This window comes from Burkholderia sp. AU44665 (assembly GCF_030504405.1).
In the GTDB taxonomy this organism is placed as follows: domain Bacteria; phylum Pseudomonadota; class Gammaproteobacteria; order Burkholderiales; family Burkholderiaceae; genus Burkholderia; species Burkholderia semiarida.
In genome coordinates this window covers 33647-54885 of sequence record NZ_JAUJRI010000020.1, presented here as the reverse complement: position 1 = coordinate 54885, position 21239 = coordinate 33647, and the positions used below count along the sequence as shown (strand labels likewise).

Annotated in this window: 9 protein-coding genes; all 9 read left to right on the top strand. The window is 65.0% G+C overall.

Features of this window, described 5'->3' with window-relative positions:
• The first annotated feature begins 5 nt into the window (after window positions 1-5).
• The 9 genes from QZM15_RS27595 (at window position 6) to QZM15_RS27555 (ending at window position 21237) form a co-directional block, all read left to right on the top strand.
• Window positions 6-764: a molecular chaperone gene (locus tag QZM15_RS27595; protein WP_302107633.1), complete on the top strand. Its 759-nt coding sequence runs from the start codon at window positions 6-8 to the stop codon at window positions 762-764.
• A gap of 89 nt (window positions 765-853) precedes the next feature.
• Window positions 854-3592, top strand: a complete 2739-nt coding sequence (locus QZM15_RS27590) for a fimbria/pilus outer membrane usher protein (protein ID WP_302107632.1) — start codon at window positions 854-856, stop codon at window positions 3590-3592.
• 4 nt (window positions 3593-3596) lie between these two features.
• Window positions 3597-4403 (top strand): molecular chaperone, encoded by an 807-nt coding sequence (locus tag QZM15_RS27585; RefSeq protein WP_302107631.1) that lies wholly within the window; start codon window positions 3597-3599, stop codon window positions 4401-4403.
• 79 nt (window positions 4404-4482) lie between these two features.
• Window positions 4483-7470, top strand: coding sequence for a filamentous hemagglutinin N-terminal domain-containing protein (locus QZM15_RS27580; RefSeq protein ID WP_302107630.1), 2988 nt, complete (start codon window positions 4483-4485; stop codon window positions 7468-7470).
• Between the two features lie 59 nt (window positions 7471-7529).
• A complete protein-coding gene (locus QZM15_RS27575; protein ID WP_302107629.1) occupies window positions 7530-8702 on the top strand; it encodes a fimbrial protein in 1173 nt (390 codons plus the stop codon).
• Window positions 8703-8908: 206 nt separating this feature from the next.
• Window positions 8909-9724, top strand: a complete 816-nt coding sequence (locus tag QZM15_RS27570; protein ID WP_060318781.1) for an ABC transporter substrate-binding protein — start codon at window positions 8909-8911, stop codon at window positions 9722-9724.
• A gap of 96 nt (window positions 9725-9820) precedes the next feature.
• A complete protein-coding gene (locus QZM15_RS27565; RefSeq protein WP_302107628.1) occupies window positions 9821-10543 on the top strand; it encodes an amino acid ABC transporter permease in 723 nt (240 codons plus the stop codon).
• 2 nt (window positions 10544-10545) lie between these two features.
• Window positions 10546-11271, top strand: coding sequence for an amino acid ABC transporter permease (locus QZM15_RS27560; RefSeq protein WP_226223268.1), 726 nt, complete (start codon window positions 10546-10548; stop codon window positions 11269-11271).
• Window positions 11272-11928: 657 nt separating this feature from the next.
• A complete protein-coding gene (locus QZM15_RS27555; protein WP_302107627.1) occupies window positions 11929-21237 on the top strand; it encodes a hemagglutinin repeat-containing protein in 9309 nt (3102 codons plus the stop codon).
• Window positions 21238-21239 lie beyond the last annotated feature (2 nt).

Sequence of the window (21239 nt, the reverse complement as noted above, 5' to 3'; positions counted from 1 at the left end):
ATGTCATGACCTTGTCAATTCGTTATCCTTATTTACAAGTCGTGGCCGGTGTCATGGCGTGGGCCGCCTGCGCCACGCTGGCGCAGGCGGCGCTTTTGCTGGACGGTACGCGGGTGATTTTTCCCGAGCGCTCGCGCGACGTCACGGTCCGGATGGAAAACTCCGGTTCCGATCCGGTGCTCGCGCAAAGCTGGATCGACGACGGCCGCGCCGACGTTCCACCCGAGCAGATGCGCACGCCATTCGTCGTCACGCCAACGCTGGCGCGCGTCGAGGCGGGGCGCAGCGCGGTGCTGCGCATCACCAACATGCAGGCGAAGTTGCCGGCCGACCGTGAATCGGTGTTCTGGCTGAATGTGCTGGAGGTTCCAACGGTGCGTCCCGATGCGGACAATCAGCTGCGCTTCGCGTTCCGAACTCGTATCAAGCTGTTTTATCGGCCTTCGTCATTGGCGAACGACGTCGATATGGCACCGGAAAAACTGGTGTGGAAGGCGGCGACCGATACGTCGCATGCGGGCGAACGGCAGATGTCGCTCGAGGTCTCCAACCCGACGCCGTATTACGTTTCGTTCGGGATGGTCGAAGGCGGCTTCGGCGGCACGTTCGTGTCGGCCGGCGGCGGGATGGTCGCACCGTTCGCGTCGCAGCGTTTTCCGCTGCGAGGCGCCGCCGTGCAGTCGCATCTCCCGACGGCCGTACGTTACATGCTCATCGACGATTACGGCGGCCGCACCACGATAACGAAAAAACTGACCGACTGAGCAGTCGGTCCACGCAACGCATCCGGAAGGCACCATCCAGTATGCCGGATTCCATTTATCAATTCGGTATACGAACTAACTGAATCCACATGCGCAGTTCAGCAGGTTTCCACTCTTCATGCGCGACGGGGCTTGCGCTCCGGTTGCCGCAGCGGCCGTGTCTGCTGGCGGTCGCATCCGTGTTCGCGACGGTCGCGATGGTGTCGGGTACGGACGCCATCGCGGACACGATCGACACGGTGGCGCAGGAGGACGAGCGTCGCGCGGCCGCGGGTACGGCGCCGGCCAACCCCGCGGCGGGCGCGACGCGCTTCGACGATTCGATGCTGATGCACGGCCCGGACAGCGAGCCGATCGATACGACGCCTTTCGAGCGCCCGAATACGGTCCCGGCAGGCGTGCATCGGGTCGATCTGATCGTCAACGGACTGTGGCGTGGCGTGGAGGACATCACGTTCCGCCCCGATGCGCGCGGCGACGTGATGCCTTGCTACGACAAGGCACTGCTGCAGCGGGTCGGCGTCGACCTCGACCGAAGCGCGCGCGGCCAGGATGGCGACCAGCCGCCGAACCCGATGCCCGACGGCACGATCTGCGATGCGCTGTCGCGCTACGTGCCCGGTGCCGCGTTGTCGTTCGATGCGGCCGAGCAGAAACTGTATCTGACGGCGCCGCAGTTCTATATGCGGCTCGCCAGCCGGAGCACCTACGTCGATCCGTCGAACTGGACGAACGGCGTGCCTGCCGCGTGGCTGAACTACAGCGCCAGCGTGTTCAACACGCGTTCCAGCGGCTACGCGTTCTCGCAGCTCTACACCGGGCTGTCGATGGCCGCGAGCGCCGGGCGGTTCCGAATTCGCCACAACGGCAACCTCACGTGGTCACAGCGCGGCGGCACCCGCTATCAGCGCGGCTACGTATACGCACAAACCGATCTGCCCGACTGGCGCGCACAGTTGCTGGCCGGCGAAAGCTCGGCCAACGGCACGCTGTTCGACGGTGTGTCGTTCCGCGGTGTACAAATCTCCAGCGATGACCGGATGCTGCCCGACGAACAGCGCGACTATGCGCCGGTCGTGCGGGGCGTCGCGCAGTCGAATGCCAAGGTGTCGATCTATCAGCGCGGCTATCTCGTTCACGAGACGACCGTCGCACCGGGGCCGTTCGCGATCGACAACCTGCAGGCGATGAGCTACGGCGGCGACCTCGACGTGACGGTGACCGAGGCCAACGGCGAAACGCGCAGCTTCGTGGTTCCGTTCGCGACGACGGTCCAACTGTTGCGGCCGGGCAGCACGCGGTTCAGCGCGATGGCCGGGCAGGCGATCGAACTCGGCGGCGGCACCGACATCGGCACGCAGTACGTCGGCCAGTTCACGGTGCGGCGAGGCATCAGCAACGCGGTGACGGCCTACGGCGGCGCCGCGTTCGCGAACCGCTACCAGTCGGTGCTGACGGGCGTCGCGCTCAATACGGCGATCGGCGGTTTCGCGGCGGACGTCACGGTCGCGCGCACCCAGCCGCAAGGCAGCGAGCGCATGACCGGCTCGAGCGTGCGCGTGTCGTACAGCAAGAACCTGCCGAACAGCGGCACGAACTTTTCGCTGCTCGCGTATCGCTACTCGACCAAAGGCTACCTCGGCCTGCGCGACGCGCTGCTGCTGAATGCCCAGAGCAACACCGGCGCCGGTCTGGCATCGATCGCGCGCGTGCGCAATCGCGTCGACCTCAACGTGAGTCAGCAGGTCGGGCGCACGGGCAGCGTCTACGCGAACGGATCGGCGCTCAGCTACTGGGCGGGACGCGGGCAGACGCTCAGCTTCACGCTCGGCTACAACACGCAGTGGCGCGATGCCACGATCACCGCGTCCGTGCAGCGCGTGCGCAATCTGTCCGTGATGGACCGGTCGTTCGGCGGCGCGTCGGGCAGCACGCTCGTGAGCCTGAACGTGTCGATTCCGCTGGGTCGCAATACGCGGCGCGCACCGATCTTCAGCTCGTTCGTCACGCATGACAGCAGCACCGGTACGAGCGCGACGGCCGGCCTCGCGGGCCGTTTCGGTCAGCAAAACGGCGGATCGTATTCGTTGTCGTCGAGCTACGACGGCAGCAACCGCGCGTCGTCGGGCAGTTTCGGCGTCGGCTATCAGCGGCCGGCCGTGTCGCTGTCGGCGAATGTCGGCATCGGGCGCGATTATCAGCAGGCGTCTGCGAACGCAACGGGCGGCCTGGTGCTGCACCCGGGCGGGCTGACACCTGCGCCCACGTTGAGCGAGACCATCGGTGTCGTGCATGCGCCGAACGCGCGCGGCGCATTGGTGGCAAACACCACGGCACGCGTCGACCGCTTCGGTTACGCGATCGTGCCGAGCCTGATCCCGTATCAGCTCAACAAGGTCGACATCGACCCGAAGGACGTGCCGGAAGACGTCGAACTGAAGACCGTGTCGCACAGCGTGGCGCCGCGCTCCGGTTCGATCGTCATGCTGTCCTACGACACGGTGAAGGCGCGCGCGCTGTTGATCGACGCGCAAACCGACGACGGCCGGCCGCTGCCGTTTGCCGCGCGCGCGCTCGACGCGCATACCGGTGCGGCGCTCGGCGTGGTCGGGCAGGGTAGCCGGCTGTTCGTGCGCAGTCCCGCGGAAGACGGCCAGATTCGCGTCGAATGGGGCACGCGCGCCGATCAGCAATGCGTGATCGATTACGCGGTGCCGGCCGCGCAGCGTGCGGGAACCGGCTACGTGACGCTGAGCGGCGTCTGCCGCGCGGCGACGGTAGTGCCGACGCCGGTGGCATCGGCGGCCGATCGTATTGGCGAGCGCTAGCCCCATGCGTCGATCGACATCCCGTTTCGCCGCCGTCATTCACACGCTGCGGCCCCGCTGGCGCCATCGCCCCGTCGTTGTGCGGGTCGTGTGTGCGGCCGTGCTCGGCTGCGTCGCGAGCGTGGGCACGATGCGGTGCGACGCAGCGTTATCCGTGGTCGGCACGCGCTTCGTTTATCCGGGCGACGCGCGCGCACTGACCATCTTCACGCGCAACGACGGAGACGCACCGATCCTCGTGCAGGCGTGGCTCGACGACGGCGATGCGAACGCCGATCCGGGTCGCCTGCGTGTGCCGTTCGTCGTCTCGCCGCCGCTCGCGCGGCTCGATCCGGGGCAGCCGCTGTCGATCCGTGTGCAGTCCCTGGGCGGCGGCCTCGCCGCGGATCGAGAGTCCTGTTTCTGGATCAATCTGCTCGAAGTGCCACCGGCCGCACCGGCGGGCGAACACGCGCTGCGCATCGCGTACCGGCTGCGGATGAAGCTACTGGTTCGGCCGCCCGGTCTCGACGGCGATCCGGACGAGGCACCGAACCGGCTCGCATGGTCGCACGCCGGCGCGAACGCGGCGGCGTCGCCGGCGCCGCTCGTCGCGCTCAATCCCACGCCGTACTACGTGACGCTCACGCGTGTGTTGCTGAACGGCAAGGGCGCGATGCCGGCGAACACGGTAATGGATATCGCGCCGTTCGGCCGTGTCGAGATCCCGATCGGCGCGCAGGCCGGCACGGGGCCGGGCGAGATCGTGTTCGACGCCGTCGACGACAGCGGCGCCGCGCACGAATACCGCGCGCGGCTCGCGCCGCCGTAACGGCCGGCGCGTGAAAGCTTGCAGTACCCGTCCTGCCGTGGGCATCGGCAGGGATTCAACCACAACAAGGAAAACGAACGTGAACAAGACCTATTCTTTGGTATGGAACGACGCGCAAGGCGCGTGGCAGGTCGCCGGCGAACGGGTGCGCCGGCGCGGCAAGTCGGCGACGCGCGCGCGCGTCGTCGCGGTGCTGGCGCTGCTCGCCGGCGGCGCGGCGACGTCGGCGTATGCGCTGCCGACAGGCGAGAAGATCGTGTCCGGGAACGGCGACATCCATCGCTACGACAACGGGCGGCAGATGTCGATCAACCAGCATAGCGACAAGCTCGTGACGGACTGGCAAGCGTTCAACATCGGCAAAGGCGAGCGCGTCAAGTTCAACCAGCCGTCCGCGGCGTCAATCGCGCTGAACCGGGTCGTCGGCCAGGACGGCACCACAATCTACGGCAATCTCGATGCGAACGGCCGCGTGTTCCTCGTCAATCCGAACGGCATTCTGTTCGGCAAGGGCGCACAGGTCAATGTCGGCGGCCTGGTGGCGACGACGCTGGATATCAAGAACGACGACTTCGACGCAGGCCGCTACCGGTTTTCCGGCCAGTCTCCCACCGAAGTGCGCAACTTCGGCAATCTCGTGGCGAGCGAAGGCGGCGCGATCGCGCTGCTCGGCGCGAAAGTCTTCAACAACGGGGTCATCCAGGCGCAGATGGGCACTGTCGCGCTGGGCGCGGGGAGCGACGCCACGCTGAACTTCGACGGCAGCAAGCTGCTCAACGTGCAGATCGACCGAGGTATCGTCGATGCGCTCGTCAGCAACGAGCAGTTGCTGAAGGCCGACGGCGGCCAAGTGCTGATGAGCGCGAAGGCCGCCGATACGCTGCTGCGCACGGTGGTCAACAACCAGGGCACCATCGAGGCGCGCACGCTCAGAAACGTCGCGGGCCGGATTTCGCTGGACGGCTACGACGCCGGCACCGTCAACGTCGCGGGCGTGATGAACGCGAGCGCGTCGACGCCGGGCGACGGCGGCACGGTCGAAACCCGCGGCGCCGACCTGAAGGTCGCGCTTGGCGCGAGGGTCGACACGCGCGCGAGCAACGGACGCGGCGGCACCTGGCGCATCGCAACGTCGGATATGTCGGTCAAGGCAGGCGCGAACCAGCCGGGTGCGATCGTGGCCGATACGCTGTCGCGCAATCTCGCGACCACCGATGTCGAGCTGATCGCCGAACGCGGCCAACTGTCGGTCGACGGCCCGGTGACCTGGGCCAGCGGCAATCGCTTGACGCTCGCCGGCCGGCAAGGCGACGTGTCGATCAACGGCGCGCTGCGTGCGACCGGTGCGAATGCGAGCATGGCCATTGCCGCGAAGAACAACGTGCAGATCGCGGCGCCGATCGCGCTGACCGGCACCAACGCGCTGCTGACGCTCGATTACGGCGTCGCGCACGCCCTCGCGGGCGGTGCGGCCGTGACGCTGTCGGGGGCCGGTGCCGGTTTCGAGTCGAACGGCTATCGCTATACCGTGATCCAGAATCTGCAGCAGTTGCAGGCCGTCAACGCGAATCTCGACGCGCTGTATGTGCTCGGCAACGATATCGCCGGTTCGTATTATTACGGCTCGTCGCTCAAGACGATCGGTTCGGGCACGCCGTTCGCCGGCGTGTTCGACGGCCTCGGCAACACGATCAGCAATCTCGCCATCGCGAGCAGCGATGCCTATGCCGGGCTGTTCGGCCGCAACACCGGCACGATCGCCAACCTCAACCTGAAGTCGCTGCGTGTCAGCGCAGCCTCGGGCGTCGGTCCGGTCGCGATCGGCGGGCTGGTGGGCGAAAACGCCGGCAAGATCTCGAACGTGACGGCGATGGGCATGCAGATGAGTGCCGGCGCCAGCCGCAGCAACGTGCTGGGCGGTCTCGTCGGCATCAATAGCGGCGAGCTTTCCCACGCGCAGTTTTCGGGATCGGTAACGGGCAACGGCATGTCGGATGCCGTCGGCGGGCTGGTCGGCGAGAACCGACTGGAACAGCGTGCCGGCATCGTGTCGGACAGCGAGTCCAACGCGACCGTTTCCGGCGGCGCGTCGGTCGGCGGTCTCGTCGGCGTGAATCGGCGCGGTGAAATTCTGCGCTCGACGAGCCGTGGCACCACATCGGGCGCGTATGTCGCCAGCGCGAACGTCGGCGGGTTCGTGGGTTCGAACCTGTTCGGCACGATCGTCGACGGAACGGCGCTGGGGCGCGTGACGGGCGGCTCGAGCGGCACGGCAGGCGGGTTTGCCGGAAACAATACCGGCACGATCACCGGTTCGAGCGCGAGCGGTGCCGTGGACGGCCGATACGCGCAGGCAGTCGGCGGCTTCGTCGGGCTGAATCAGAGCAAGGTGGCCGACGGCAAGGCGCTGGGCGCCGTGTCGAGCCAGTCGGCAGGTTCGACGGGCGGTTTCGTCGGCATCAACCTCGGCGACAACGCGTCCATCGACATGGCGGAAGCGCACGGCGCGGTAACGGGCGGCCAGGGTGCGAACGGTGGTTTCGTCGGCAGTCATCTCGGCGGCCGGATTGTCGACTCGGTCGCACGCGGCAAGACGATGGGCGGCAGCTACAGCAAGACGGGCGGCTTCGTCGGCAACAACGATGCCGAATTGGTTGGTGTGAACGCGAGCGGCGACGTGGTGGCCGGCACGAGTGCGTCGGTGGGCGGATTCGCGGGCGCCAACAGGCGGTTCGGCACGATCGACGTCGCGTCGGCAGCTGGCAAGGTGATGGGCGGCCAGTCGAGCACGATCGGCGGGTTCGCAGGCGAAAACCTCGGCACGATGCGCGACGTATCGGCATGGGGGACGGTCGGCGCCGCCTACTGCGCGACGCTCGGTGGTCTGGTGGGCCTGAACGCCGGGCTCGTCGAGCGCGGTGAAGCAAGCGGGCGCGTCGACGGACGGCCGAACCAGACCTTCGGCGGCCTCGTCGGTATCAATCGCGGCATCTTCCGTAACAGCATCGTGTCCGGCGAAGCTGCACTGCAGAAGATCGCCGGTCTCAATCTCGGCGTGATCGAGTAATGCAGCAGGCGGCGGGCGAGCCTGACCGGCGCCCGCCGCCGATTCAACGGGAGGGCAGCATGAAGACGATTCGACGGCGCTGGCTCGAGCGAGTCAGCCGGGCAATGCGTTGCCTGACGACGGCGGGATGCATCCTTGCATTCGGCACGCACGCGATGGCGCAAGGCAGCAGTGGCGCGACGGCGCTGGGGTGCAAGTTCAGCAACGCCGACGCATCATCCTGGCGAATGATCACGCCGTTGACGAGCACGACGCCGGTCGGCGCGATCCTGTATCAACGCACGGTTTCGCTGATAGTCTCGTTCGCGTACGGCGTCGCGCCGACGGCGCACGAACTGGTGAGCGCCGCACACTGGATGCCCGGCAGCGTGGTCGCGAACGGTGTTGCGCAGACGAATGTGAGCGGGATCGGCTTCAAATGGGCCGGCGTGTCCGACGACAGCGGCGAGCGCACGCTGCTGCAGAGCGCGCTGCCGATGGTAACCGCAAAGTCCGAACTTGATCGACCGGTGGGAGGCGGCAACGACGCGCGAATGGTGCGCTTCCGGCAATTTCTGGTGCTCGACAAACCGGTGTCGCAATTGCCGGAGGGCAAGCTGGTCGTCAAGAACCTGCTGGGCAGCCCGACCGTCGCGATTTATGCGATCGACTTTCCAAAAGGTGTCGCTTCGATCGGCAGCACGGTGGTGGTACCCGAGCAAACGACGCCGCCCAACCTGTGCAAGCAGGTGAAGACCTTCGTCGGCGTCGGCAACGTCTGCATCGGCAGCCAGTGCGAGATCCAGGTGCCGAACCGCTGCGAAATCCAGTCGAACATGATCGTGCCGGTCACGCTCGGCAATTTTTCGATCAACAATTTTCCAACCGTGAACGCGATGTCGAAGCCGGTCAGTTTCGATATTTCGCTCAGCCAGTGCGCGGCAGCGGCGAAGCCATTGATCAGTTTCCGCGACAAGGCCACGCAGCCGAATCCGGACAAGACGCTGCTGCAGTTGAGCGCACCGGCCGGCCAGAAGGTCGCGCGCGGGTTCAACATCGTGATGACGAATGCGCTGACCGGCGAGCGGATTGCATACGGCGAGCCCGGCGCGGCCGTCCGGTATCCGATGCGGCGCACGGGCGACATGGCCGTCATGCCGTTGAGCGCGCAGTACATCCGCACCGGTACGGATGCGGAGCTGGGCCCCGGCTATGCCGGTGGCGGCGCGGAATTCTCGTTGACGTTTCCGTGAACGCGATGCATCGATCGGTGGTCAAGCCGGTGCCGACCCGCCGGCCTCATCACGAAACCCGCAGAGCAAAGCACCATTTGTTGGTTCGGATTCGCCGCACGCGCTGATACGTTAGCGGCTTCGCGACGACACACTTCGCCGCGATGTTTTTCGAACCGTGCCGCCGCGCGATCCGCGGCGGCCTCATAACAAATCAGGTCGTGCTCATGAAAATCAACACGCTCGCTACGTGGCTCGTCGGGGTCGCGCTCGTTACCGCAGGCACCGTCGCGCATGCGGACCGTCTCGACGACATCAGGAAGGCCGGTGTGCTGCGCGTCGCGACGTTCGACAGCAACCCGCCGTTCGGTTATGTCGACGCGAAAAGCAACCACATCGTCGGTCTCGACGTCGATTACGCGAAGGCGCTTGCCGACAAGCTCGGCGTGAAGCTGCAACTGCAGCCGACCAACCCCGCGAACCGCATTCCGTTTCTGACCTCCGGCAAGGTCGACCTCGTGCTCGCGAATTTCACGATCACCGATGAGCGCGCGAAGCAGGTCGACTTCAGCATCCCGTATTTCTCGTCGGGCCAGCAGTTTCTCGCGAAGAAGGGCGTGCTGAAATCGGCCGACCAGCTGAACGGCTTGCGCGTCGGCGCGGACAAGGGCACGACCAACGAGATCACGCTGCGCGAGAAATTCCCGAAGGCGACGATCGTCGCATACGACGACACGCCGTTCGCATTTGCCGCGCTGCGCGCGGGCAACGTGCAGGCCATCACGCAGGACGGCCCGAAGCTGATCGGCCTGCTCGCGAACGTGCCCGACAAGCAGAACTACGAGATCCCGGCGTTCACGATCTCGAACGACTACATGGGCGTCGGCGTGCCGAAGGGCGAGACGCGCCTGCTCGGCTTCGTCAACGACACGCTGAAGGGGCTCGAGGCGAGCGGCCGCGCCACGCAGATCTACGACGCATGGTTCGGGCCGACGACGAAGACGCCGCTCACGCGCATCTTCCGGATCGGCGACAAGACCTGACCGGTTCCGCACGCGCGCCGCGACCGGCCGGAAGATCGGCCGCGCGGCGTTGTTCGCATACCTCCGATCGCGCGCGCTTCGTGCGCGCTTCCCAGCATGCTCGGGTTGGCACCCAAATATCTGTCCTGGCTCTGGCAGGGCTTCCTGCTGACGCTCGGCCTCGCGGCCGCGTCGGCCGTCGCCGCGACCGTCGGCGGGCTGCTGCTCGCCGTGATGCGGCATGCACGCGGCAGGGCGCCGCGTGCGGCCGCCGCCGCGTACGTGATTGCATTTCGCAACACGCCGTTGCTCGTGCAGTTGCTGTTCTGGTATTTCGGTGTCGCGTCGTTGCTGCCCGATACGTGGACGGCGTGGCTCAATGCGCGCCATGCCGCGAGCGTGGGCCCGTTCACGCTCGCGTGGCCGTCGTTCGAATTCGTGGCCGGGTGGGTCGGGTTGAGCGCCTATACGGCTGCCTTCGTCGCCGAGGAATGCGAAGCCGGCCTGCGCGGCGTGCGGCGTGCGCAACACGATGCGGCGGCCGCGCTCGGCCTCACGCCGATGCAGTCGCTGCGCTACGTGGTGCTGCCGCAGGCCGTGCGCATCGCGTTGCCGCCGTTGTTCGGCCAATACATGAATCTCGTGAAGAACTCGTCGCTCGCGATGGCGATCGGCGTCGCCGAGTTGTCGTATGCGTCGCGGCAGGTCGAGACCGAGACGTTCAAGACGTTCGCCGTATTCGGCGTCGCGACGCTGCTGTACGTCGCGGCGGTGGCCGCGATCGAGGCCGGCGCGTATGCGGCCACGCAATGGCGCGACCGGCTCGGAGCGGGGCGCTGACGATGGATCTTTCGCTGCTGCTCTCGAATCTGCCGTACCTGCTGGTCGGCGCGTTTCCGGACGGCCCGCTCGGCGGCGCCGCGCTGTCGCTGGTGCTGGCGCTCGCGTCCGCGATCGCGTCGGCCGCGCTCGGCGTGGTGCTCGGCGTCGCGATGGCGCTTGTACGCGGCCCGGCGCGCGTGCTGCTGCTCGCGTTCATCGGCTTCTTTCGCGCGATTCCGGTGCTGATGCTGATCTTCTGGACGTATTTCCTGATGCCGGTGCTGCTGCATATGGATGTGCCGGGGCTCGCGACGGTCGTGTGCGCGCTGGCGCTGATCGGTGGCGCGTATCTCGCGCATGCTGTGCATGCGGGGATCGTCGCGGCCGGCGACGGGCAATGGCAGGCCGGGCTGTCGCTCGGGCTCACGCGCTGGCAGACGGTGCGCTACGTGCTGTTGCCGCAAGCGATCCGGATCATGACGCCGTCGTTCGTCAACCAGTGGGTCGCGCTCGTGAAGGACACGTCGCTCGCGTATATCGTCGGCGTGCCGGAACTGTCGTTCGTTGCAACGCAGGTGAACAACCGGCTGATGGTGTATCCGGCGCCGATCTTCCTGTTCGTCGCGGTCATCTATCTGGTGCTGTGCACGTCGCTCGACGGCGCGGCGCGGTGGTTGCTGTCGTGGCGGCCGCGGGCGCGGCGTGTCGAGGGCACGGCGGTTGAACGGATCAAATTCCTCCGATGATGTAATCCCGATACGCGGTTGCAAGGGAGCCGATTACCGGTCGCATGCCGATTCAAGTGATCCTGCTCCCGTTCCACGAATGCGGTAGTCGAGGAAACACCGGACGGCAGTGCCAGAAACCGGTGAGCGAACGACAGGCGCGTGTCGGTGTGTCGGCCGGTCCTTGGTGGCGAGCAAATAGAAACTCACCGTGAACATTGCGACGAACGCGAGGCCCAGCCCGATCGACACAAAGATGGGGGCACGATCGCGGAAACTCCTGTGGTAAGTGCGCCGATGCGGAAATGCATCGCCGGAGGTGCCGTATCTGGCCGCGCCGAGGAAGCTGATATGTGGTTGAAAGAAGGCTAATTTCAGGTCGTGCGCCGATTCCCCCTCGCAATTCTGTCAGGGATTTTTGAGATGATGGGTGAGGTAATATTCGCGCGAATTGCCGTAGCCAATACCGTCAATATTTGCGACTAACCGAATTCACTGTTCAGTCTGCACGGTTGGGACCGCCGATCGGCGCGTTCGCCGCTAATACGACTGTGAAGAGATCACCGGCTCGTCGCTTCTCGGCAACGCTTGACACTTGTTGACGCTGTTCGATCAGATTCCGTGCGATGTTCGAAGGTCGTGAGAGCGGATTGGACGAATCGCGAGTAGACCAGGATCATGAATAAAAACCATTATCGGCTGGTATTCAGCCGCGTGCGGGGTATGTTGGTTGCGGTGGAAGAAACCGCAAATGCATCGAGTAACGCAGGGCGAGGCGAAATCGGTTTCGCCATTCGTTCGCCGCACACATACGCGAGATGCGCGCTTCGTCAGGTGGCACTCGCTGCACTGGTTGCTGTCGGCGTGGTGCCGATATGGGCCAATGCCCAGGTTGTTGCGGGCGGTACGCATGCGCCCTCGGTAATCCAGACACAGAACGGACTTCAACAGGTGAACATCAACCGTCCCGGCTCGTCGGGCGTGTCGATGAACACGTACAACCAGTTCGACGTACCCAAGCCCGGGATTATTCTCAATAACTCCCCGATCAACGTCCAGACTCAACTGGGCGGCGTTATCGGCGGCAATCCTAATTACCGCGCTGGCGACGCCGCGCGTCTGATCGTCAACCAGATCAACAGCAACAACCCGAGCTTTATTCGCGGCAAGGTCGAGATTGGAGGCGCAGCCGCGCAGCTCGTGATCGCGAATCAGGCCGGCTTGGTCGTCGATGGAGGCGGCTTCCTGAATACGAGCCGAGCCACGCTGACAACAGGCAATCCGAACTTCGGGCCGGACGGTTCGCTCACGGGCTTCAACGTGAACCAGGGTCTGATTACCGTGACCGGCGCGGGTCTCGATACCGCCAATGTCGATCAGGTGGATTTGTTGGCGCGCGCCGTGCAGATCAACGCGAAGGCCTACGCGAAGACGCTGAATGTCGTCGCCGGATCGAATCAGGTCGACTACACCACCCTGAACGCCACGCCGATCGCCGGCAACGGCGCAGCGCCCAGCATCGCGATCGATGTCAGCCAGCTCGGTGGAATGTACGCCAATAGGGTGTTTTTGGTGTCTTCAGAGAGGGGCGTCGGTGTTGCCAATGCGGGCGACATCGCCGCGCAAGCGGGGGATCTGACGCTGCTCGCGAACGGTCGTCTCGTGCTGTCGGGCCAGACCAATGCGGCCGGCAATATGTCGCTGTCGGCCGCGGGTGGTATCCAGAACAGTGGGGTCACCTACGGCAAACAGTCGGTCAAGGTCGACACGGGCGCGGACCTGACTAACAGTGGCGCGTTCACGGCCCAGCAGAATTTGACCGCCAACGTCGGCAGCCTCAACTCGACGGGCACCCTTGGCGCTGGCATCAATGCCGACAGCACGGTCGGTTCGAGCGGCGATCTGAGTGTCACGAGCAGCGGTCAGTTGACCGCGACGGGGACTAACAGCGCGGCCGGGAACGCGACCTTCGCCGGTAGCGGTGTCGATCTGTCGAACAGTGCGACGGCTGCCAACGGCAACCTCACGCTGACCGCGACGGCGGGCGACGTGAATTTGACCGGCTCGACCGCCAGCGCCAAGGGCGCTGTGAACGCGCAGGCGAGCGGCACGGTCATCAATGACCGTGGCAATCTATCCAGCGGCGCGGGCATGACGCTCGGCGGCGGCAACCTGTCGAATCAGGGCGGCCGCGCCTATTCGCAAGGCCCGCTGTCCGTGCAGATGGCCGGCACCGTGTCGAACCAAAACGGCATGCTGAGTTCGCAAAGCACGGCCGACGTTCGCGGGAGTGCGATTCAGAACAATGCCGGGCTGATTCAGAGCGCGGGCAGGCAAACGATTGCGGGCGCATCGATCGACAATAGCGCCGGTCGGCTGATTTCCCTGAACGCGGACGGCCTGTCGGTGACGGCAACGGGCGCACTCACGAACGCGGCCGGCGCGAACGTGAGCGGCGATCCGGGCGGCGTCATCGGCGGCAAGGGCGACGTGACCGTACAGGGGAACACGGTCACGAACAGCGGCTCGGTGTCGGCCGATGCGAACCTGCACGTGATCGGCCAGAGCGTCGACAACGGCAACGGTATCCTGCACGCCGGGCAGACTGCGACAGTCGCAGCCGGCACTCATTTTGCGAATGCGAACGGCCGGGTTGAGGGCCAAAGCGCCGTGTTGAACGGCACGACGCTGGACAACTCCCAAGGCACGATCAATGCGGAGACAGTCTCGCTGAACGGTTCGACGCTGCTGAACCACGGCGGCACGGTCACGCAGACCGGCGCTGGCCCGATGACGGTCGCGATTACCGACACGCTGGACAATTCGAACAACGGTCTGATTCAGACGCGCGGCACGGATCTGTCGCTCACGCCTGCTACGCTGATCAACGACAACGGCGGCACGATCACGCACGTCGGCACGGGTACGCTGACGGTCGGCAACGCTTCAGGCACGGTCAACAACCAAGCGGGCGCCATCGCCAGCAACGGCCGCACGGTCTTGCAGGGCAAGACGATCGACAACTCGGCCGGTTCAGCGTCCGGCCAAACGGGCCTGAGCGTCAATGCGGCCGACTCGATCACGAATACGAGCGGCAAGCTCACGTCGAACGCCAACGTAGACGTAAACGCCGGCGGCGCACTGTTCAACGACGGCGGCGAACTCGGTTCGAAGACGGCGACCACGACAATTCATGGTGCGTCGCTGTCGAACCTCGGCGGCAAAATCGCGTCGCCCGTGCTGGCGGCAACCGTCGCCGGCCTGATTGACAACAGTCAGAACGGCGACATCGAAGCCAATCGGCTTGCATTGACAGCCGCGAACCTGAAAAACGAGGGCGGCCGCATCTCGCAATGGCAGAACGGGCCGACCACGCTCGCCATTTCCGGCACGCTTGATAATTCGAATGGCGGTGTCATCCAGACCAACAGTGCGGATCTGACGCTCGCACCAGCCGTTCTCGACAACTCGAAAGGCACCCTCGTGCACGGCGGCGCCGGCACGCTGATGCTCACGCCGGGTAACGGCGCGGGGGCCTTGAACAACAGTGGCGGCACGATCGGCACCAACGGACAAGCCATCTTGAAGGCCGGCAGTCTGGACAATGGTAGCGGCGTCATCGCTGCGAAGCTGGGTCTGTCTGCGATGATTGCCGGAGCAATGAACAACGCTCAGGGCTTGATGCGCTCCAACGCGTACCTGTCGATGATCAGCGGCGGCGCGTTGTCGAACCGGCAAGGGCACATCGAGGCGGGCCAAGCGGGTGACGCCAGCACGCTGTCGATTCAGGCCGCGTCGATCGACAACACCGACGGTGCGGTGCACGACTTCGGTAGCGGCGCGATGAACGTGCGGGGCGGCAGCCAGATCGTGAACAGCCACGCGGGCGGCGTCGCCGGCATGGGGCAGATGACAGGGCAAGGCGATGTGACGATCGGCGCGGCCTCGATCTCGAACACGCAGGGCGGCCAGCTGATGGGCGCGAACCTGCTGGTTCAAGGCGATACGCTGGACAACACCGGAGGCCAGATCGGCAATGTTGCGAATGCAGCGGGCGACGTGAACGTAAACACGACAGGCGCGATCTCGAACACCGGTGGTTCGATCGGCTCGACACGCGACCTGACGGTGGCGGCTTCGACGTTGTTCGGCGGTGGCACATACAGCGCGGCGCACGACGCGACGATCAACCTGCAAGGCGATTTCACGACCACACCGCAAACGCAGTTCAACATCGGTCACGACCTGACCTTCACGTTGCCGGGCACGTTCACGAACAACGCGAACCTGCAATCGGTCAACAATCTGACGCTCAACGCCGGCAACATCGTCAACACGGGCGCGATCACGGCCGGTAGCTTGCTCAGGACGCATTCGGGCGACCTGACGAACTATGGCGCGATGGTGGGCGGCAGCGTCGCCATCCAGGCTAGCGGTACCGTGTCGAACCTCGGCCCTGTCGCGTTGATCGGCGCATCGGACACGTCGGGCCTGCTGGAAATCCTCGCACACGACATCGAGAACCGCGACGACACGACGCTGGGCGATTCGATGCCGACCACGACGATCTTCGGGCTCGGCAAAGTGGCTTTGGCGGGCGGCAAGGACGCGAACGGCAACTACACGAACGCGGCGTTGATCAACAATTCGTCGGCAGCGATCCAGTCGGGTAGCTCGATGGAACTGCACGCCGACAAGGTTACGAACACGCGGCGCGTGATGCAGACCTCGGGCAACACGAGTCAGGTCGATCCCGCGCTGCTGCAACAGCTCGGCATCAGCATGTCAGGGTGCGCTGCTTACTTCATGGCAGCCTGTAGCGGTCAGGACGTTCACTGGGTCAACATCTTTCACGACCCCAACGATCCCAGCTACGATCCCGCGCCGATCATCGCCGCGCTCAAATTGCAGCCGGGTGGTGTGTTCACCGTTCCGCCGGACGGCGGCCAGTGGAACAGCGGGTATCAGTACACGACCTACGAGGGCAAGGCGACCGCCAACACCGTGACGAAGCTGAGCCCGGGCGCGCAGATCGCGTCGGGCGGTGATCTCGACGCGTCGACGGTCAAGACGTTCCAGAACTACTGGAGCAGCGTGACGGCGGCCGGCGACATCAAGCAGCCCGTGAGTCTCGACATGGACGGCTGGGGCGCAACGAGCCAGCAAGCGCCGGGCGTGACGGTCACGTATTCCGGGTACTACCACTACAACAACTACGACAACACCGAACACAACTGGACCTTGCCGTTCGGCGACAAGCCGTTCGTCGGCGGCCCGGGTGGATACACGCAGGCGGCGCCGGCCGACGTGCGGCAATACAGCTTGCCCGACTATCGCTCGACGTGGGGCGCGAACGGCACGATCTCGGGCAATGGCGTGAGCGTGAACAACACGGCGGCCAATGCGACCATTCCGTCGCTCGGCCTGCTGCCCGGTCAGGCCGTGCCGGGACTGACGATCGGCACGGTGAGCGGTAACGCGAGCGGCACGCAGTCCGGAGCCGCCGCGATCAAGGGTGGTACGCCCACCTGGGTCGATCCGGTGATCGCAAGCGCGACCGCCGTGAGCGTGTTGAACAACCTGACGATTCCGCAGGGCGGCCTGTACCGGCCCAATCCGGCTCCGAATCCGACGTACCTGATCGAGACGAACCCCGCGTTCACGCGGATGAACAATTTCCTGTCGAGCGACTATTACCTTCAGCAGATCGGCGTGAATCCGCTGACGACCGAAAAGCGGCTCGGAGACGGGTTCTACGAGCAGCAGCTCGTGCGCAACCAGGTCACGCAACTGACGGGCAAGGCGGTATTGGGGCCGTATACGGACCTTCAGGGCATGTATCAGTCGCTGATGGCCGCGGGCGCTGAATTGTCGAAGTCGCTGAACTTGCCGCTCGGCATGAGCCTGTCGGCGCAGCAGGTGGCCGCGCTCACGAGCAACGTGATCATCATGCAGACCGAGACGGTCGGCGGTCAACAAGTGCTCGTGCCGGTCGTGTATCTGGCGAAGGCCGATCAGCAAAATGCGAACGGTCCGCTGATCACGGCCGGCAATATCGATTTGAAGAACACACAGGTCTTCACGAACAGCGGCACCGTGAAGGCGGATACGACGCTCGCGCTTCAGGGCAAGCAGATCGACAACGCATTCGGTGCGCTGCAAAGCGGCGGGCTGATGTCGCTCGATACGACAGGCAACGTGGATCTCACGTCGGCCAACGTGAAGGCCGGCAGCCTCGAACTGAACGCAGGCAACAAGCTGATTCTGGATACCGCGACGCAGACGACGCACCAGGTCAGTCGCGACGGCGCGACGAGCGACAAGACGACGCTCGGGCCGGCCGCGAACCTGAACGTGGCCGGCGACGCGGCGATCAAGACCGGCGGCGACTTCCAGCAGAACGCCGGGAACCTGAATGTCGGCGGGAACCTGAACGCCAATATTGGCGGGAACTGGAACCTCGGCGCGCAGCAGACCGGCGAGCACAAGGTCGTGCAGCGCGCGAACGGCGTGTCGGATACGGACCTCAACAGCGCGACCGGCAGCACCGTGAACGTCGGTGGCAAGTCGGCCATCGGTGTGGGCGGCGACCTGACGGCGCAGGGTGCGCAACTCAACTTCGGTCAGGGCGGCACGGTCGCGGCCAAGGGCAACGTGACCTTTGGCGCGGCGAGCACCACGTCGACCATCAACGCCAACAGTTCGGGCGACCAAGGCAATCGCAGCTATGCGGAAACCCGGCATGGGGCGGACCAGGCGCTGACGGGCACGACCGTCAAGGGCGGCGATACGCTCAACGTGGTGTCGGGCAAGGACATCAATGTCATCGGCAGCACGATCGACCTGAACAAGGGCGATGCGAACTTGCTGGCGGCCGGCGATGTGAATGTCGGGGCCGCGACCGAAACGCATGTGTACAACTCGCACGAGACGCATAGCCGTAGCGGCGTCGTGAGCGGCACGAAAATCGCCAGCAGCCAGGACGCGACCAGCACTGTCGCGAACGGCAGCCTGATTTCGGCGGACGGTGTGTCAATTGGTAGCGGCAAGGACATCAACGTTCAGGGTAGTACGGTCGTCGGTACACACGACGTGACGCTGAACGCGGCGCACGACGTGAACATCACGACGTCGCAGGACACCAGCCAATCATCAACCACCTATCAGGAGCAGCACTCGGGCCTGATGTCGGGCGGCGGCCTGTCGTTCTCGGTCGGCAACAGCAAGCTTGCGCAGCAGAATCAATCGTCGAGCGTGACGAACAACGCCAGTACGGTCGGCTCGGTCGACGGCAATCTGTCCGTCAACGCGGGCAATACGCTGCATGTGCAAGGCAGCGATCTGGTTGCAGGCAAGGACGTGACCGGGAAGGCGGCGAACATCGTCGTCGATTCGGCCACCGACACCACGCATCAGGCGCAACAGCAGCAGACGAGCAAGAGCGGGTTGACGATCGGCCTGTCGGGCTCGGTAGGCGATGCGATCAACAACGCGATCAGCGAGACGCAGGCCGCGCGCGAATCGGCGAAGGACAGCAACGGCCGCGCATCGGCATTGCATAGCATCGCGGCGGCCGGAGACGTGGCATTCGGCGGCATGGGCGGCGCAGCGCTGTTGAACGGCGCAAAGGGGCCACAGGCCCCGAGCATCGGCGTGCAGGTCAGCGTCGGTTCGAGCCATAGCTCGATGCAGTCGTCCGAAGACCAGACGATTCAGCGCGGCTCCAGCATTAACGCGGGCGGCAATGCGAAGCTGATCGCGACGGGCAACGGTACGCCGAAGGACGGCAACATCACGATCGCGGGCTCGAACGTGAACGCCGCCAACGTAGCGTTGGTCGCGAACAACCAGGTCAATCTCGTCAACACGACCGATACGGACAAGACACGGAGTTCGAACTCGTCGTCGGGGTCGAGCGTCGGCGTATCGATCGGCACGAACGGCATCGGCGTGTCCGCGTCGATGCAGCGTGCGCATGGCGACGGCAATTCGGACGCGGCGATCCAGAACAACACGCATGTCAACGCGAGCCAGACCGCAACCATCGTGAGCGGCGGCGACACGAACGTGATCGGCGCGAACGTGAACGCGAACAAGGTTGTGGCTGACGTGGGCGGCAATCTGAATGTGGCGAGCGTTCAGGACACGACCGTGAGCGCCGCACATCAATCGAGCGCGGGCGGCGGCTTCACGATCAGCCAGACCGGCGGCGGAGCGAGTTTCAGTGCGCAGAATGGCCATGCAGACGGCAACTATGCGGGCGTGAACGAGCAGGCGGGCATCCAGGCCGGTGCTGGCGGGTTCGACGTGGCCGTGAAGGGCAATACCGACCTGAAGGGCGCGTATATCGCCAGCACGGCCGACGCGTCGAAGAACAACCTGACGACTGGCACGCTCACGACGAGCGACATCGAGAACCACTCGCACTACAGCGCGAACAGCGCGGGCTTCAGCGCGGGCGCGTCGGTCGGGTCGAGCAACAAGGCAGTCGGCCCGTCGTCGGTATCGGGCTCGGGCGGCGTCACGCCGATGGTGTTCCAGAACGACAGCGGCGACCAGAGCGCGACGACGAAGAGCGCGGTGAGCGCTGGCACGATCAACATCACGAAGCCGGGTGAGCAGACGCAGGATGTCGCGAACCTGAACCGCGACACGACGAATCTGAACGGGACGGTTTCGAAGACGCCCGACGTTCAGAAAACGCTGTCGCAGCAGGCCGATACGATGAATGCGGCGCAGGCGGCCGGGCAGACGGTGTCGCAGGGGATTGGGCTGTATGCGGACAACAAGCGCGACGCAGCATTGGACGCAGCCGACAAAGCCTATAAGGCTGGCGATTTGGCGGGCGCGCAGGCGGCGTTGAACGAGGCCAAGGGCTGGATGGAAGGCGGTGCGTCCCGCGCGGAATTGCAGATGGGCGGCGGTGCGCTGATTGGCGGACTCGGCGGCGGCAATGCGCTCACGGCAATTGGTGGGGCAGCCGGAGCGGGCATGTCGTCACTGCTGGCGAACCAGGCTGAGAAGATCAGTAAATCGGTCGGCGATAGGACCGGCTCGTCGCTGGTCGGCAATATTGCTGCGAACGTGGCGGCGACGGTGGGCGGAACGTTAGTGGGCGGCACGGCCGGCGGTGCAATGGCGTCGAATGTGCAGCTTTACAATGCAGATAACGATCAGAACAAGCAAACGTCAAACGACGTATTTGCGTCGTTGTCAAAGAAGGTAGCCCAGGCTATCGTCATGACGTCCGACGCCAAGGCCGGTATGTGGAACGGGATGGTCAACGTCGCGGGCGCGATCGTCAACCTTCCGAACGGCGGGCCGCTTGCCACACCTGGCGATGCAGGCTATGTCTCGCTGGAAGGGCTGAAGAAGCCGTACAAGTCAGGAACGTCGGTCGGACCTGACACGGAGTTCTGGACACCGGTCTTGGCGACGCTGGGTCTGGGCGGCAAAGCTGCAGTCGGAACCGATGCGGCAACAACGTCGGCGGATGTCGCCACGGTTGGAAACGGCGCACTGAAAACCGCAAGTGGTGATTTGAGCGCGGCCGGTAATGCGGCAAGAACCCAACCGTATGGCAATGGCGCAAGCGCGTCGCCCTCGCCGGGAACAGCGACAGCGGGGAGTTCAGGAGCGAATGCTCAACTCCCAACGGCCAATGGTGGAGTTGCGGCGGCGGGTACATCATCGGCCACAAACGTGGGCAAGGTTGTTATCGACGGCAAGATCGGCGGCCAACTTGAGGCTCGTGGATGGACGCAGCAAGAAGTGCACGCAGTCGTCAATGAGGGACCTGTCGGAACGACGATGGATAATCGATCTGCGGGGAAGACCCCAGACGGGTTGCCGAGAAAAGATTCCGCATCCGTGTACGGTTCTAAGAGTGGTTACGTTGTGGTCAACGACCGGACCGGCGAAGTTGTCCAAGTGAGCGGTAAAAACGATCCTGGTTGGATTCCCGACAGTCGAATTAAATGGAAGTGAGT

Bases quoted from the DNA above. Each gene is read 5' to 3' on its own strand.
- QZM15_RS27595 (WP_302107633.1), top strand. From the start codon at position 6: ATGACCTTGTCAATTCGTTATCCTTATTTACAAGTCGTGGCCGGTGTC.
- QZM15_RS27590 (WP_302107632.1), top strand. From the start codon at position 854: ATGCGCAGTTCAGCAGGTTTCCACTCTTCATGCGCGACGGGGCTTGCG.
- QZM15_RS27585 (WP_302107631.1), top strand. From the start codon at position 3,597: ATGCGTCGATCGACATCCCGTTTCGCCGCCGTCATTCACACGCTGCGG.
- QZM15_RS27575 (WP_302107629.1), top strand. From the start codon at position 7,530: ATGAAGACGATTCGACGGCGCTGGCTCGAGCGAGTCAGCCGGGCAATG.
- QZM15_RS27570 (WP_060318781.1), top strand. From the start codon at position 8,909: ATGAAAATCAACACGCTCGCTACGTGGCTCGTCGGGGTCGCGCTCGTT.
- QZM15_RS27565 (WP_302107628.1), top strand. From the start codon at position 9,821: ATGCTCGGGTTGGCACCCAAATATCTGTCCTGGCTCTGGCAGGGCTTC.
- QZM15_RS27560 (WP_226223268.1), top strand. From the start codon at position 10,546: ATGGATCTTTCGCTGCTGCTCTCGAATCTGCCGTACCTGCTGGTCGGC.
- QZM15_RS27555 (WP_302107627.1), top strand. From the start codon at position 11,929: ATGAATAAAAACCATTATCGGCTGGTATTCAGCCGCGTGCGGGGTATG.